Origin of the sequence: Pseudomonas chlororaphis subsp. aurantiaca, from assembly GCF_013466605.1 — a bacterium.
GTDB lineage: Bacteria > Pseudomonadota > Gammaproteobacteria > Pseudomonadales > Pseudomonadaceae > Aquipseudomonas > Aquipseudomonas chlororaphis_I.
This window is the reverse complement of the sequence record NZ_CP059162.1, coordinates 3701368-3716007: the sequence shown is the minus strand read 5'-3', so window position 1 is coordinate 3716007 and position 14640 is coordinate 3701368. Positions and strand designations below refer to the sequence as shown.

The window sequence follows — 14640 nt, the reverse complement described above, 5'->3', positions numbered from 1 at the left end:
GCCGTGAGTCGGGTCGTACTCACACATGGGAGGACGCCGTGATCAGGGACAGGTGATTGTGCCGCAGGTTTTCATCCTGCAGGTAAGCCAGTGCCAGGTGCATCAACTGGATGGCTTGTTCTTTTTTTTCATATCGCTTGGCAGGATCGACATGGCGCAGCGCGCCACTCGCAAGGGAGAAGCAACGCGTAGCGGCACGCAGAGCCAGGAAAAATGACAGGGGCCGGCAATCTTCCATCATGACACTGTGCTGGAGGTAACTGGATAAGAGCCGTGCACCCAGCCTGGGCAGGCCATGGTGTTGCAGGTCCATCAGCACAAAGGCGAGATCGTAGAGCACGTCGATGCAGGCAATCCGTTCACTGAACTCGATACCGTCGAACAGTGTCGGCCGGTTGTCGATCAGGCAGATATTGGCCAGGCGCATATCACCATGGCAGCGTCGAACGCGACCCTCGCGGCGACGTGATTCGAGACAATCGACCAGTGCATTCAGCATCGCCTGGGAGGCACGGGTAATCGTGCTGACTGTCGCCATGTCGAGGATTTCCCGGTAGCGACACATTTCCCTGTGGTTTTTCTCGATTTCTTCGTACAGGTCCGGGATGTGGCCGAAAGCCAGGGTGATTTGTGCGCTCGCATGGAACCGGGCGATCTCGGCTCCGAGCTGCTCCATCAAGGATTCGGTCAGGCGCCCTTCAATGGCCATACGGTCAAACAGCCGCTCTTGCGCAAAGCGGCGCATCACCACCAGCCAGTCCACCACGGGGCCACGGCCATTGAGCGCCAGCTGGCCATTTTCCCGGCGATTGATCGGGCACAGCCCCAAATACAACCTGGGGGCGGTGCGCCTGTTCAGTAGCAATTCTGCCTGGCAGGCATTTCTGCGGCTTTCCAGGCTGAGGAAGTCCAACTCGGCAAAAGCCACGGCGCGTTTGAGTTTGTAGGCACGGTCCGCATGCAGGAAAATCACCGAACCATGGGTCTCGATGCGTTCCACCGGCCGGTTGGACGCATCGTAACTGGAGGGTCTGGAGAGAAAGGCAATCACCTCGTCTTGCCCGTTGCTCATAGTCTTCTCCCCGCTGCCTGCGACCTTTTGGGCAGTGTGAAGAAGGGCGCTCCCGGTCTGATTGATATTGATCAAATACGCTGAAACGAAAGACCGCACCTGCCTCAGGCGTTCGGGCCGGAGGGGACATTTTGCATGCCTCGCGCGGGCACTTGATAAAAATCAACGCCAAGGTGGCATCGACGGAGGACGCTGGATTGCAAGCGCTGGTGCCTGCGCCAGCGATGACGCCGCGGCGGCCGTCGAAAGGGGGCACGGCAGGCGTTGAAACCCATCTGCCCGGAGCCAGATCATGAGCCAATATCAACGGTTATTGCTGATCATCAACCCGGCCCTGCGCCATTCCCAGGCCATGAACCATGCCGCTGCCCTGGCCAAGGCCTGCGGCGCGAGCCTGCATGTTTGTGCCTTGATGCCGTCCTGGAAACTCTTGGCATTGCTCGAAGAAGGCGACCGGAAAAAGGCTCGCGAGGATTACCTGCAAGACCATCGCGACTGGCTCAAGGAACAAGCGAAAAATCTGCGTGCCAGGGGGTTGGAGGTGACGACAGAGGTGGCGTGGGCCGATGACCTGCAGAAAGACATTCTCGATCACGTCATGGAGATGCAGCCCGACCTGTTGCTCAAGCAAGTGCAGCATGAACCGGCCCTCAAACGCGCGTTTTTCACCCCGCTGGATTGGCGCTTGCTGCGCCATTGCCCGATACCGGTCTATCTGGTTGGCGAAGGTGGCCATGCCATGCCGCGCAAGGTGGTGGCGGCGGTCGATGCTTCGAGCACCAAGCCACAGGGCAATGAGCTCAATGAGCGGATCATCAAGCAGGCTTGCGCCCTTGCCATGCAGTGTGATGCCGAGCTGCACCTGCTGTATGCCTGCGATATTTCAGCCGCCTATCTGGCCGACATGGGAGAGGGGGCACTTGCCGACCTCACTAAAGAGCAGCGCAGGGACCTGGAAAAATCGTTCCTCAAACTGGCCGGTCGGTATGGCGTGCCCTCTGACCGCCGGCATTTCATCCAGGGCCACCCCGTCCCGGTGCTGAGCGAGTTCGTCAATGAGCAGCACGTGGATGTGATCGTGATGGGCCGAGTCCAGTCCCAGGGCCTGGGCAAGCTTCTGGGCAGCACGACCGAACATATCCTCTATCAGGTGCCTTGCAGCGTCTTGGCGGTCTAAGGGGCAGACCTGCGCCTGAAACCATTGATGAGGGACATGTGATGCACGTTGTGCCAATCATATGCACGTTCTGCGGGGTGGGTTGCGGTCTTGGGTTGCGCGTGGAAGACGATAGGGTCGTCGGTGTCGAACCTCAACCCGGACATCCGCTCAGCCAAGGCCAGCTGTGCTCCAAGGGATGGGCTACCAGTTTTGCCGTAGACCCGGTCAATCGTCTGACCAGCCCTTTGATCAAAGAGTGCGGAGGCTTTCGGCGGGCTAGCTGGGATGAAGCGCTGACACGGATTACCGACGAGTTTCGCATGGCGCTGGATGAGCTGGGCCCGTCGGGCGTGGGGATCATCAGCTGCGCCCGCGCCACTAATGAGGATAACTACGCCGCTCAGAAGTTTGCCCGGGCGGTGCTGGGAACTCACAACATCGATCACTGTGCCCGCATCTGCCACAGCCCGTCGGTGGCGGGGTTGCTGTGTACCCTGGGTTCGGGAGCGATGAGCAACAGCATCGTCGACATCGATCAGGCCGACCTGATTCTGATAATCGGTGCCGATGTCACGGAAAATCACGCGATGATCGGCGCTCGCATCCTGCGCGCGCAGGCCCGTGGAGCCACGGTAATAGTCGTGGACCCGCGCAAGACCCGTCTGGCACGCCTGGCCGATATTCATTTGCAATTGCGTCTGGGCAGCAATATCGCATTGTTCAACGGTCTGCTGCAGATCATCCTGGCCAATGGCTGGGAGAACCAGGCGTTTCTCGCAACGCGCTGTGAGACCATCGAACCGCTGCGCCGATACCTTGCCCGACTGACCCCGGAACAGACCTGTGCCAGCACCGGCATCAGCATCGCCGAGCTGTTGCAGGTGGCCTATCTATACAGCCACGCCAATGCCGCGTTCACCGCCTATGGCATGGGTATTACCCAGTTTCAGAGCGGTACCAATAATGTGGTCGCGGTGTCGAACCTGGTACTGGCCTGTGGTCAGATCGGTCGACCAGGGACGGGCATCAACCCGCTACGAGGGCAAAATAACGTGCAGGGCGCCTGCGATATGGGTTGCCTGCCGAATGTTTATCCTGGCTATCAGGATGCCAATGACCGCTCAGTACAAGAAAAATTCGCTGCGGCCTGGGCAGCCCCTATTCCGCAGCAACCAGGCCTGACCTCCCTGGGTATGAGCCGGGCGGCCCTGCATGGACAATTGCGGGCCCTGATGATCATGGGCGAAGAGCCTGTACTCACCGATCCAGATCAACATCAGGTGAGCAAGGCCTTGCAAGCGCTGGATTTTCTGGTGGTGGTGGAACTGACGCTGACCGAAACTGCCCGGCTCGCTGATGTGGTGCTGCCGGCAGCGGCCTTCGCCGAAAAGGATGGCACGTTCACCAATTGCGAGCGCCGTGTGCAGCGGGTCCGCCAGGCTATCGCGCCACCGGGTCAGGCTCGTTGTGACTGGCAGATCCTAGGGGCATTGGCTCGGCGCATGGGCTATGCAGGCATGAACTGGGCAAATGCCGAAGCGTTGTTCGATGAGATGAGAGCTCTGACGCCGATCTTCTCAGCCATGAGCTATGCCGCACTGGATGGCCATGCCGGCTTGCAATGGCCCTGCGATGTCGCCCATCCGCACGGTTCTCCCGTACTGCATGAACATTCCTTTCCTCGCGGTCGAGCCCGACTGCTGCCGGTGACCCAGGTGGCACCGGACGAATGCCCTGACGCCGAGTATCCATTCGCGTTCACTACCCATCGGCTGCATTTCCATTACGGTGGTGGCTCAATGACGCGCAAGTCGCCTTTGCTTGAGCGCGAGACGCCCGAGGCGTTGCTGTTCATGCATCCGGCCGACGGTGCCGCACTCAGCCTGCACGATCAGCAAGCTGTTCGCGTTCGCTCGCGTCGAGGCTGGCTTGAGACCCGGGTCCATCTCACGGATGACGTTCCTCCGGGAACCCTGGCGATGCCTTATCACTTTCGGGAAGCACCGTGCAACCTGCTGACCAACAGCGCGCAGGATCCCAACAGCAAGATGCCTGAACTCAAAGCCTGTGCGGTAGCGGTCGAGCCATTACCCACCGGGGTTCTGCCTCGCATGCCCGAGGCGATTCTGCTGGGGGGCAATCATCATGCACGCTTATAACCTGGACCGGCCGGAAACTCTGCGCACTCATCTGGCCAGGCAACGCATGCTGTACGAGGCCCGTGCAGACGGGCAGGGTGGTCAGCACTGGGAAACGGTCACGGCTTGCGACCCCAGTCCTTTTGAACCGAGCGTCGAGCCGCCGCCCTTTTCCGCCAAGAGTTTTTTCTTCGCCGAGCGCGAACCGCTGTTTCGCTTCGATGGTGGGCAGTTCTATTCGACATTGCCAGAGGTGGTGCCACAGGTGATCTTCGGTCTGAACGCCTGCGATTTGATAGCAGTGGCCTATCAGGATCGTTTTTTTGCCGATGACCCACATTATCAGGCCAGACGCCAGGCCACTTTGCTGGTGGGGCTCGACTGTCTGCACAGTTGCAGTGGCGGCTTTTGTAGCGTTATGAACAGTGGGCCTACGGTACAGCCCCATACCGCCGACCTTGTTCTATTACCTCCTGCCACCGATGACGCCGGCTGGTTGCTGCTGGTCGCCTCCGAAGCCGGGGGGGCCGCTGTCAGCGGCCTTGGTCTGACGCCGGCAGGACTGGACTGGCAGGCTCAGCGGACGGCCAACAGTCTTCAGGTCGCCAGCGAGCAGGGAGAACAGCGCGATGTCGTCGACGGAATCAAAGCGTTGAACGCCGGGCAGATAGAACCACAACGTTGGGATGACCTGGGGCTGCATTGCCTGGGGTGTTCGGGATGCACCTCGGTATGCCCGACCTGTTCGTGCTTTGCGCCACTGGACAGGCCTTCGGCCGAGGGCGACGTGCAGCGCCTGCGGGTCTGGGACTCTTGCCTGTACGAGGGATTTCAAAAGCAAGCCAGTGGGTATAACCCCAGTGCCACGCCGGGGCAGCGGGTACAGCGTTTCTGGTTTCACAAGTTGGGGGATGGGTTCAAGGATCATTTCGAGCGTTACGGCTGTGTTGGATGTGGTCGTTGCGATCGTGTGTGTCCAGGTGGAATCGGTGTTCACGGTGTCATGCACAAGGTGGCCCGCCCATGATCGACCTGACGCCAAGAAACCTGCATATAGTCGCTCAGTACGAAGACGGCGAAGATGCCCGACACTTCAGCTTTTGCATCGACTTGCCCCAGGCCAGTGATCTGGCCGCCAGGGCCGGGCAGTTTTTCATGCTCACCGTGCCCGGCCTGGGCGAGGCGCCCTTTACCTATGTCAGTCCGCCGGACAAGAGGGGGCATTTCAATGCCCTGATTCGTCGGACGGGAAGCCTTACCGCAGCCTTGTTCGATCGGGTACAGGACCCGGTACTGGGGTATCGAGGCCCCTTTGGCAAGGGCTGGCCGTCACTCAAAAGTGCTCGCCGAGTCCTGGTGGTCGCGGGAGGTTGCGGATTGGCCCCGTTGGCTGGGGTGATCGATGGCGCGATCAACCACCCTGGGGCAGCATGCCTGAGCGTGCTGTATGGGGCCCGACATGCCAGCTCCCAAGTGCTGTCGCGAGAGCGTGAGCATTGGCGGTTGGCATTGCCGTGGATCGAGACTTTTGATGTCGCTCCCGTGGGGCACCGCCAGGGAAGCCCCCTGGCGTATCTCGATGAGCTGTTTGGCGATGAACCTCCCGACACCGTGCTGTGCTGTGGGCCGGAGCCTTTCATGCTGGCCACCGCTCGGGACTGTATGAAGCGAGGTGTTGCGGACAGCCGGATCTGGTTATCCGTGGAACGCCGGATGCACTGTGCAGACGGTTTGTGCGGTCACTGTTATGTCGGTGAAAGCTATGCCTGCAGGGATGGCCCGACCTATCGCTATAACGACTATCGACGACTGCTGGCCAGCGCCTCGATGGGACCTGCCGGGCAAGACAGCGGGCTCTGTTGAGCCGCATGCTATTGAAGAGGTTGATCATGCATCCGCCGATCATCGAGAAAATCCTGACTGGCTTGCCGGTGGCGCCGAATTGGCTTGATAGCGTGCAAGCCCGCGAGGCTTTTTCCTGGTCTTTGGAGGGCGCTGCCCTGGCCGGACTACCGGGCGGCGGTTTGAACCTCGCGTATGAAGCTGTGGATCGCCATGTGGAGCGTGCGCATCGGCACACGGCGTTGCGCATTCTTGATCACAAGGGTGGGTGTTGCGATATCAGTTATGGTCAGTTGAGTACCCTGAGCAATCGATTCGCCAATGTGTTGAAAAAACTGGGCGTGGTACCCGGCGAACGACTATTCGTGCTCTGTGGCCGAGGGCTGGAGCTCTATCTGGGTGTGCTCGGAGGCCTGAAGCTAGGTTGCGTGGTGTCGCCATTATTCTGTGCGTTTGGCCCAGCCCCCATCGAAACCCGTATGCGTCTTGGCGAAGGCAGTGTGTTGCTGACCAGCAAAACCCTCTATCGCCGCAAGATCGCGGCCATTCGTGAGCGTCTACCGGCGCTCCGGCATGTGTTGCTGTATGACGAAAATGGCGGGAATACGGCGCCTGTCGAGGGGACGCTTAATCTGCATCAACTGCTGGCGCAGGCAGAAGAGGCGTTCTGCGTCGTACCGACGACAGCCGACAGCCCGGCACTTTTACATTTCACCAGCGGTACGACGGGCACCCCAAAAGGGGTATTGCATGTCCATGGCGCGGCGTTGACCCACCGCGTCACAGGAAAATACGCCCTGGACTTGCACCCCGATGATGTCTATTGGTGCAGTGCCGATCCGGGCTGGGTTACCGGTACTTCTTATGGGATTTTTGCGCCCTTGTTGCTCGGTGTCACTAGCGTGGTCGAGGGTTATGAGTTCGACGCGGAGCGTTGGTACCGGATACTTGAGAAGCAACAGGTGACGGTCTGGTACACAGCGCCGACGGCCATTCGCCTCTTGATGAAAGCGGGTCCGGCTTTGGCGCGCGGCCATCGTTTTCCGAGCCTGCGGTTTATCGCCAGCGTCGGAGAGCCGCTTAATCCCGAGGCCGTCTGGTGGGGCAAAGAGGTGCTTGGGCTGCCGATCCATGACAATTGGTGGCAGACCGAAACCGGCGGCATCATGATCGCCAACACTGTCGCCATGCCCATCAAGCCGGGCTCGATGGGGAAGCCGCTGCCGGGTGTCGAGGCGGCCATCGTCACACGAGGAGAAGCGGGGGGACTGGAGTTCCTGGCTGACAATGAGCTTGGTGAGCTTGCCTTGAAGCAGCCATGGCCTGCCATGTTCCGTGCCTACCTGGGGCAGGAGGAGCGCTATCGTCGCTGTTTTGTCGGTGACTGGTACCTGAGTGGCGATCTTGTGCGTCGCGATGTCGATGGTTACTACTGGTTCATTGGACGCAGCGACGATGTCATCAAGTCGGCCGGGCACCTGATCGGTCCGTTCGAAGTAGAAAGCGCCCTCATGGAACACCCGGCCGTGGCAGAGGCTGCGGTGATAGGCAAGCCCGATCCGCTGTTGGGTGAAACCGTGAAGGCCTTTGTTTCGCTCAAGGGCAGTTTCACTGTCAGCCAGGCCCTGCACGACGAATTGCTCGGCCATGGACGCAAGCGCCTTGGAGCGGTCGTTGCGCCCAAGGAACTGGAATTTGTGGAAACGCTTCCGCACACCCGGAGCGGAAAACTCATGCGGCGTCTGCTCAAGGCCCGGGAGTTGGGCCTGCCTGAAGGCGATACTTCCAGCATGGAGAGCCCGTCATGAGTCTTGCACTGCTGCCCCAGGACATATCTCTGCACTTGCTACGAGACATGATGCGTATCCGCCGTCTTGAGGAGCGCGCCGGTGAACTGTACGGGGAGGGCAAAATTCGAGGTTTTCTGCACCTGTACATTGGTGAAGAAGCGGTAGCCGTCGGCGTTCTGCATGCACTGGCCGCAAACGACGCCGTGGTTGCGACCTATCGCGAACACGGCCATGCCCTGATCAAGGGGGTTCCCATGAGTGCGATCATGGCCGAGATGTATGGGCGTCAGGAAGGATGCTCGCGAGGGCGTGGCGGCTCAATGCACCTGTTCGATGCCCGTACGCGATTCTTCGGTGGCAATGCCATCGTGGCGGGGGGCTTGCCATTGACTGTCGGCTTGGCGCTCGCTGAACGTATGCAAGATGGATCGCGCCTCTGCGCCTGTTTTTTTGGTGAAGGCGCAATGGCGGAAGGGGCATTTCATGAGTCCATCAATCTGGCCGCGTTGTGGCATCTACCGGTGCTGTTCTGCTGCGAGAACAACCTCTATGCGATGGGTACAGCCCTGGATCGCTCGCAATCGCAAACCGACTTGTGTAGCAAAGCCTTGGCGTACAAGGTCAATGCCCGGTCCGTCGATGGCATGGATGTGATCGCAGTGCACGAAGCCACTCGTCATGCGGTTGAACACATCCGCGCGGAGCGTGGGCCTTTTTTTCTGGAGTTTCGCACCTATCGATTTCGTGCCCACTCGATGTTCGATCCGCAACTTTATCGTGACAAGGCAGAGGTGGAACAATGGAGGGCGCGAGACCCCATTCATACCTACAGTGCGTGGCTCAAGGCGAAGGGCCTGTTGGATGAACCCGGTTTCCTGGCAATCCTGGCCCAAGTGAGCGCCGAGGTGGAAGCCGCTGTCGCTTATGCCGAAAACGGTAGCCTGGAGCTGATCGAGGATTTGTCACGCGATCTGTACACCCCCGGGGGGGCGCCATGAGCACGCGCATGACCTATCGCGAAGCGCTGCGCGAGGCCATGCGTGACGCGTTGCAACGGGACCCACGGGTATTCTTGATGGGAGAAGACGTCGGTCGTTACGGCGGCAGCTATGCCGTTTCCTTGGGGCTGCTTGAGGCATTCGGCGTTGAACGTATTCGAGACGCGCCGCTGTCCGAGCTGGGCTTCGTGGGGGCCGGTATCGGGGCGGCGCTGGGGGGGATGCGGCCGATTGTGGAAATCATGACTGTGAACTTCAGTCTGCTCGCCCTCGATCCTCTGATGAATACGGCTGCTGCCTTAAGGCACATGTCCGGTGGACAGTTTTCTGTGCCCTTGGTTGTGCGCATGGCGACAGGCGCGGGACGCCAGCTTGCGGCGCAACACTCGCACAGCCTGGAGGGCTGGTACGCACATATTCCAGGGCTGAGAATCCTGGTACCGGCGACCGTCGAGGACGCGCGCGGCATGCTCTGGCCAGCGCTGCAGGACCCAGACCCGGTGCTGATATTTGAACATGCCCAGCTCTACAATCTGGAGGGCGATGCAGGCGAATGGGAGGCTGTGGACATCAGCTCCGCCAAGGTACGCCGGGTCGGCAAGGACCTGACGTTGGTCACTTATGGCGGCACTCTCGGCAAGGCCCTGGCGGCCGCTGAGGAACTGGCTGGGGAGGGAATTGAATGCGAAGTCATCGACCTGCGGGTTCTGCGCCCTCTGGATGACAAGACGCTGATGGCTTCTGTCTGCAAGACCCGTCGTGCCCTGGTGGTTGATGAGGGATGGCGCAGCGGTAGTCTATCCGCCGAGATCATCACCCGGATCATCGAACAAGGTTTTTTCGAACTGGATGCTCCGCCCGCGCGAGTGTGCAGCGCCGAGGTACCAATGCCTTATCCCCGGCATCTGGAAGAGGCTGCGCTACCACAAGTGTCGACGATCGTCGCGGTTGCTCATGAACTGTGCCAGGGGACATCAGGGTGATCGCAATGACTTGGCGTATTCGAGTATCGGGCCAGGAGAGTAAACGATGATCGAATTCAAACTACCCTCCCTGGGGGCCGATATGGATGAAGGCACGTTGCTGGAGTGGAAAGTCCATCCTGGCGATCCGGTCAGGCCCGGCCAGGTCATTGCCATCGTTGACACAGCCAAGGCCGCCATCGACGTAGAGTGCTGGCATGAGGGGACGGTCTCGCAGTTGCTGATCGACGTGGGAACCAAGGTACCCGTCGGGACGACCATCGCACAGTTGCTGGCACCGGGTGAGCGTGCGCAACGTGCGCAACGTGTGCGACGAACATCGACCCCAGCGCCTGTTTTGATCGAAGGGGAAAACCGCTCTGGCAGACGCTCGCGGATTTCTCCAGCTGCACGCAAGCGCGCTGCAGAGTTGGGGCTCGATATCAGTCGATTACAAGGCCATGGCCCCCACGGTGTCATTACCCTGGAAGATGTCGAGGCAGCCGCACGTGTGGCTTCGGAGCCCGACCATGACCAGAGCATGCGACATACGATTGCGGCGGCCATGAGTCGTTCCAAGCGAGAGATCCCCCATTATTACCTGAGCGAAACCATCGTTCTGGATAAGGCTATGACCTGGCTGCAGGCACACAACGCCCAACACGGGCTACAGGAGCGCCTGCTACCCAGCGTATTGCTGCTCAAAGCAGTGGCATTGGCCTTGCGCGACTATCCACGGCTCAATGGTTTCTGGCAGGACAATGCCTTCAAGCCAGCCCTCGATACAGACCTTGGGGTGGCGATCACATTGCGCCAGGGAGGTCTCGTCGCCCCGGTTCTGCATCATGTGGCTGACATGACCCCGAGCCATTTGATGAGTGAGCTGAGCAGCCTGGTAGAGCGCGCCCGCAGTGGGTCTCTGCGCAGCTCCGAGCTGGTGGGGGCCGGCATGGCAGTCACTCAACTCGGCGATCAGGGCGTGGACAGTGTACTGGGGGTTATTTATCCGCCCCAGGTAGCCCTGGTCGGCTTCGGTCGTATCAGTGAAAGGCCCTGGGTGAAAGATGGCCAGTTGTGTGTCATGCCGACCGTCATGAGCAGTTTGTCCGCCGATCATCGAGTCAGCGACGGTCACTATGGCGCCCGCTTTCTGGGGGAGGTCCGTCGCTTGCTGCAAATGCCCGAGGCCCTTTAAGGAGAGGACACATGAATCGGCAAATGATCCGTAATGAGGTACTGAGCGCCTTGAAAAGCATTGCCCCGGAATTTGAGGCCGGGCAATTACTCCCTGATCGGCCACTGCGCGAAGAGGTTGATCTGGACTCCATGGACTGGCTTCGTTTCATTGAGGCTTTGAATCGGAGCCTGGGTGTGGCGATTGCTGAAACCGATTACCAGCACGTGGATACCCTGGACAAGCTCATCGACTATCTTGGGCACAAGATCAAACCCTGCGCAGACGAGCCTTCGACCGGCGACTGATGGCGACAACAGAGCAGGGAACTCGCCAGGGTGGCGCTGTCCAGCAGCGGTTCGCCGAATCGGTTGTGCCGCGAGTGGATCCGACGGGGCCGATCTTAAACGTGATCAAACGCACCACTTTCAGCGAGCACGGCGGCAATCAGGGCTGTGCTGTCGAGTATGTGCAAGTATTGGGTCGCACATTCGGCGGACAGGCGAAATGGAGGCACGCTGTCAGAGACCGCAATCAGCTCAAAAAGCGCGCTGTCGAACAGATGGCTGCCAGCGGTAAACAAACCATGGGTGGCGGCGGCGAACAGCCGAACGGCTCCAGCCTTTTGGCAGGCTAGACCTGCATGCTTGAGCGTTTCGCCCGTGCTGATCAGGTCGTCGAAAATAATGGCTGTCTTACCCCGCACATCGCCGACCAGGAGAGTCCCGGTAAGCGTGGCATGGTCACGGTGCTTTTCCATCAGGGCAGCGCCTACCGAACGTCCCAGTTGTTGCTCCAGAGCCTGACGAAACAGCTCGGCTCGCTTGGCGCCGCCGGAGTCCGGGGACACCGCAACCACTTCGGCGTCGCCGACGAGCCTGGCGAAATGCCGGGCGAACAACTCCGCGCACTGCAGGTTCCACGCAGGAATGCGAAAGGCGTTGTCGAAGGCCGCCGGATTATGCACCTCCAGGGCAATCAGGCGATCTACGCCACAGGCTTCGAGCAGGGTCGCCAGATAGCGAGTGATCGTTGGGTCCTGAGGCTGACTGCGACGATCCTTGCGCCCGTAGCAGAGGTAGGGCGTCACTGCCTGTACCTGACGAGCGCCGGCGTCCTTGAGTGCTGCAGCAAAGAACAGCAAGCGACACAGCTTGTCGTTTGCGCTCTGCCGACCATCCCCATACAAAGAATGGAACACCACGACCTCGCGACCGTTGACCGGTTCCAGCGGTCGGCATTTATGCTCGCCGTCCTCATAGTCGCGCTCCTCATGACGGGCCAGTTGGCAGCCAAGCCGCTGCGCGACGCCGGTTGCATAGTGTTCACTGCCTTGCAGGGCAAAAAGAAGTGGGGGCTCGGAGGGCATGTACTGGCTCCTTTGACGCATTGACAACCAGCAGGGTGGTACCGGCGAGGTCCAGTTCGCCCAGCAATGGGTTCTCGGTCAACGCCGTGCGGGCGTGCAGCACCTTGAGGTCATCGGCATAGCGCTTGACCTTCAGGGGATAAAGAGGCGGTTCCGGCTGACCGTTGTGATGTGAAAGGTGTTGCTGCAAACGCTGCGCCAGAGGTTCGCCGCGGCGTTGGATGCCAATCAGTGCCGCTTGAGCAGGTGGCAACAGTGTTGCGGCTTGGCGTGCCATGACTCGCAGCACTCCGTCGAGTCCATCGCTGTCGTACAGCCGCAATCGTTGACTCGCAAGCAGGCTCGGCATGGCGGTCTCCTGTCGAGAATCGGAGGGACAATCATGACGCCAAGGGGCTGTATTGCAGATGGTCGCAAGCGTTGGGGCGCATAACACCACCAAGGGACCGGCGAGCATCGAAGTCCTGAGCACAGCGCCGTGCTGTCCAGTCTTGTCAACGTAACCCGCTCGGCCTTGACCCGATTGATATTGATCAACTGCGGTGCAATGAAGGCTGAAGCCATTTCCCGAGCGCGAATCCCGCGCTCCCTGTCGTCCCATATGGACAGGGCCAACCCGGGATATTGGCAGACGCACATCCCACAGGACAGCGCTGCACAGGCGCTTGATATATATCAACGCCAGGGCGGAATCGACGGAGGATTCTGGATGGCAAGCGCTGCTGCTTGCGCCGCGTAATCGCCTGAGGAGGTTCTTCTCATGTCCAGAGATCTCTCATTGCAAACCATCTTGCGGGATCGGGCAGATGCCGGACGCCGCCTGGTGGAGCCGTTGCTCGAATATGCCCATCGACCCGATGTCATTGTCCTCGCCTTGCCCCGTGGCGGTGTTCCGGTTGCCTATGAGGTGGCCAAGGCCCTGGACATTCGCCTGGACCTGATGCTGGTCCGCAAGCTGGGCGTACCTTCCCGCGAGGAGTTCGCCATGGGTGCCATAGCCAGCGGCGGCATTCAAATCCTCAATGAAGACGCCCTGCGCGCCTATCCGGTCGATCAAGCCAGTTTCAATGCCGTGGTCGCACGGGAAACGCAGGAGTTGTTGCGTCGTGAACAGGTTTACCGGGAGGGCCGTCCACCGTTGCAACTCAAGGATCAGGTGGTGATTCTGATCGACGATGGCCTGGCCACAGGCGCCTCGATGCTGGCGGCGGTTCGCGCGGTGCGCGCGCAAGCACCGGCGCGTATCGTCATTGCGGTGCCGGTTGCGCCGCTTGAGACAGTGGAGGCGCTGCGTAGCGAAGTGGATGAGCTGATCTGTCCGCTCACCCCCGAATGGATGATGTCGATCGGCTATTGGTACCTGGATTTTTCCCAGACGTCGGATACCGAGGTCATCGATCTGTTGCAGCGAGCCTGGGAGCGGGAATCGATTCCCGGTCCCTCGGCCCAGGAGTATCGCGATGTTTGAACTTCAATCTCGCCAGCTGGACCTGCAGGGAACTGAATTATCAGCCGATTTGCGCCTGCCTCCGGGCGCCAGGGCGCTGGTGGTCTTCGCTCATGGCAGTGGCAGCGGCCGTTCAAGCCCGCGTAATCGGTACATTGCCGAGTCGCTGGCCCTGCGAGGGCTGGGGTCATTGCTGTTCGACCTGCTCACGGAGACCGAGCAACGCCTGGATAACCGGACCCGGGAGCTGCGTTTCGATATCGAATTGCTTGCCAGGCGACTGATTGAGGTGATCGACTGGATCGGTCGGGACCTGGAGTTGCAATCTCTGCGGATCGGCCTGTTCGGCGCAAGTACCGGTGCGGCCGCGGCGCTGCTGGCCGCGGCCGCACGGCCGGACGTGGTGCATGCCGTGGTTAGCCGGGGAGGGCGGACCGATCTGGCGGGGCCTGTGCTGTCTCGAGTGAAGGCACCGACCCTGCAGATCGTCGGCGCACAGGACCCGGTGGTGTTCGATCTGAATTGCCAGAGCCGTCGTGCCCTGCGGTGTGAGCAGCGCCTGGAAGTCGTGGCTGGCGCCACGCATCTGTTTGAAGAGCCCGGCGCCCTCGAGGAAGTCGCCAGGCTTGCTGGCGACTGGTTTGAGACGTATCTGCACGGCCCCCCTCCATAGCTGGCATTCGTTGACC

The 14640-nt window shown here is 60.3% G+C and carries 13 protein-coding genes and 1 pseudogene; 11 read left to right on the top strand and 3 right to left on the bottom strand.

Annotation, left to right across the window (positions count from 1 at the left end):
- Positions 1 to 19: 19 nt before the first annotated feature.
- Positions 20 to 1072, bottom strand: coding sequence for a phosphotransferase (locus H0I86_RS16900; RefSeq protein ID WP_180921358.1), 1053 nt, complete (start codon positions 1070 to 1072; stop codon positions 20 to 22).
- A gap of 292 nt (positions 1073 to 1364) precedes the next feature.
- Here H0I86_RS16900 and H0I86_RS16895 point away from each other — a divergent pair, with 292 nt between their 5' ends.
- Genes H0I86_RS16895 through H0I86_RS16855 form a run of 9 tightly spaced genes read left to right on the top strand, consistent with a single transcriptional unit; the run spans position 1365 to position 11443 of the window.
- The gene (locus tag H0I86_RS16895) at positions 1365 to 2249 is read left to right on the top strand and encodes a universal stress protein (RefSeq protein ID WP_180921357.1); all 885 of its coding nucleotides are present in this window, start codon (positions 1365 to 1367) and stop codon (positions 2247 to 2249) included.
- A gap of 41 nt (positions 2250 to 2290) precedes the next feature.
- Positions 2291 to 4390, top strand: coding sequence for a formate dehydrogenase subunit alpha (fdhF, locus tag H0I86_RS16890; protein WP_180921356.1), 2100 nt, complete (start codon positions 2291 to 2293; stop codon positions 4388 to 4390).
- Positions 4377 to 5396 (top strand): 4Fe-4S dicluster domain-containing protein, encoded by a 1020-nt coding sequence (locus H0I86_RS16885; protein WP_180921355.1) that lies wholly within the window; start codon positions 4377 to 4379, stop codon positions 5394 to 5396. Before fdhF ends, H0I86_RS16885 begins: the two co-directional genes overlap by 14 nt.
- Complete coding sequence (locus H0I86_RS16880) at positions 5393 to 6232, top strand: FAD/NAD(P)-binding protein (RefSeq protein ID WP_180921354.1); 840 nt, start codon at positions 5393 to 5395, stop codon at positions 6230 to 6232. The genes H0I86_RS16885 and H0I86_RS16880 overlap by 4 nt, the downstream gene beginning before the upstream one ends.
- A 26-nt stretch (positions 6233 to 6258) precedes the next feature.
- On the top strand, positions 6259 to 8019 hold the full coding sequence (gene acsA, locus H0I86_RS16875; protein WP_180921353.1) for an acetate--CoA ligase: 1761 nt from the start codon (positions 6259 to 6261) through the stop codon (positions 8017 to 8019).
- Positions 8016 to 8999 (top strand): pyruvate dehydrogenase (acetyl-transferring) E1 component subunit alpha, encoded by a 984-nt coding sequence (gene pdhA, locus H0I86_RS16870; protein ID WP_180921352.1) that lies wholly within the window; start codon positions 8016 to 8018, stop codon positions 8997 to 8999. The genes acsA and pdhA overlap by 4 nt, the downstream gene beginning before the upstream one ends.
- An 8-nt stretch (positions 9000 to 9007) precedes the next feature.
- Entirely contained in the window at positions 9008 to 9982 is a 975-nt protein-coding gene (locus H0I86_RS16865) for an alpha-ketoacid dehydrogenase subunit beta (protein WP_219637294.1), read from the top strand.
- 46 nt (positions 9983 to 10028) lie between these two features.
- Positions 10029 to 11156, top strand: coding sequence for a dihydrolipoamide acetyltransferase family protein (locus H0I86_RS16860; protein ID WP_180921350.1), 1128 nt, complete (start codon positions 10029 to 10031; stop codon positions 11154 to 11156).
- A gap of 11 nt (positions 11157 to 11167) precedes the next feature.
- The gene (locus H0I86_RS16855; RefSeq protein ID WP_180921349.1) at positions 11168 to 11443 is read left to right on the top strand and encodes an acyl carrier protein; all 276 of its coding nucleotides are present in this window, start codon (positions 11168 to 11170) and stop codon (positions 11441 to 11443) included.
- 95 nt (positions 11444 to 11538) lie between these two features.
- Here H0I86_RS16855 and H0I86_RS16850 read toward each other — a convergent pair whose 3' ends face one another.
- Together H0I86_RS16850 and H0I86_RS16845 are read right to left on the bottom strand one after the other, a co-directional pair.
- Positions 11539 to 12504: a ribose-phosphate diphosphokinase gene (locus H0I86_RS16850; protein WP_180921348.1), complete on the bottom strand. Its 966-nt coding sequence runs from the start codon at positions 12502 to 12504 to the stop codon at positions 11539 to 11541.
- Between the two features lie 19 nt (positions 12505 to 12523).
- Positions 12524 to 12853 (bottom strand): annotated as a pseudogene (locus H0I86_RS16845) (phosphoribosyltransferase); the annotation flags it as partial.
- Positions 12854 to 13264: 411 nt separating this feature from the next.
- Between H0I86_RS16845 and H0I86_RS16840 the strand changes: the two are divergent.
- Positions 13265 to 13972: a phosphoribosyltransferase gene (locus H0I86_RS16840; protein WP_180921347.1), complete on the top strand. Its 708-nt coding sequence runs from the start codon at positions 13265 to 13267 to the stop codon at positions 13970 to 13972.
- A complete protein-coding gene (locus H0I86_RS16835; protein ID WP_180921346.1) occupies positions 13965 to 14624 on the top strand; it encodes a dienelactone hydrolase family protein in 660 nt (219 codons plus the stop codon). The genes H0I86_RS16840 and H0I86_RS16835 overlap by 8 nt, the downstream gene beginning before the upstream one ends.
- Positions 14625 to 14640: the final 16 nt, after the last annotated feature.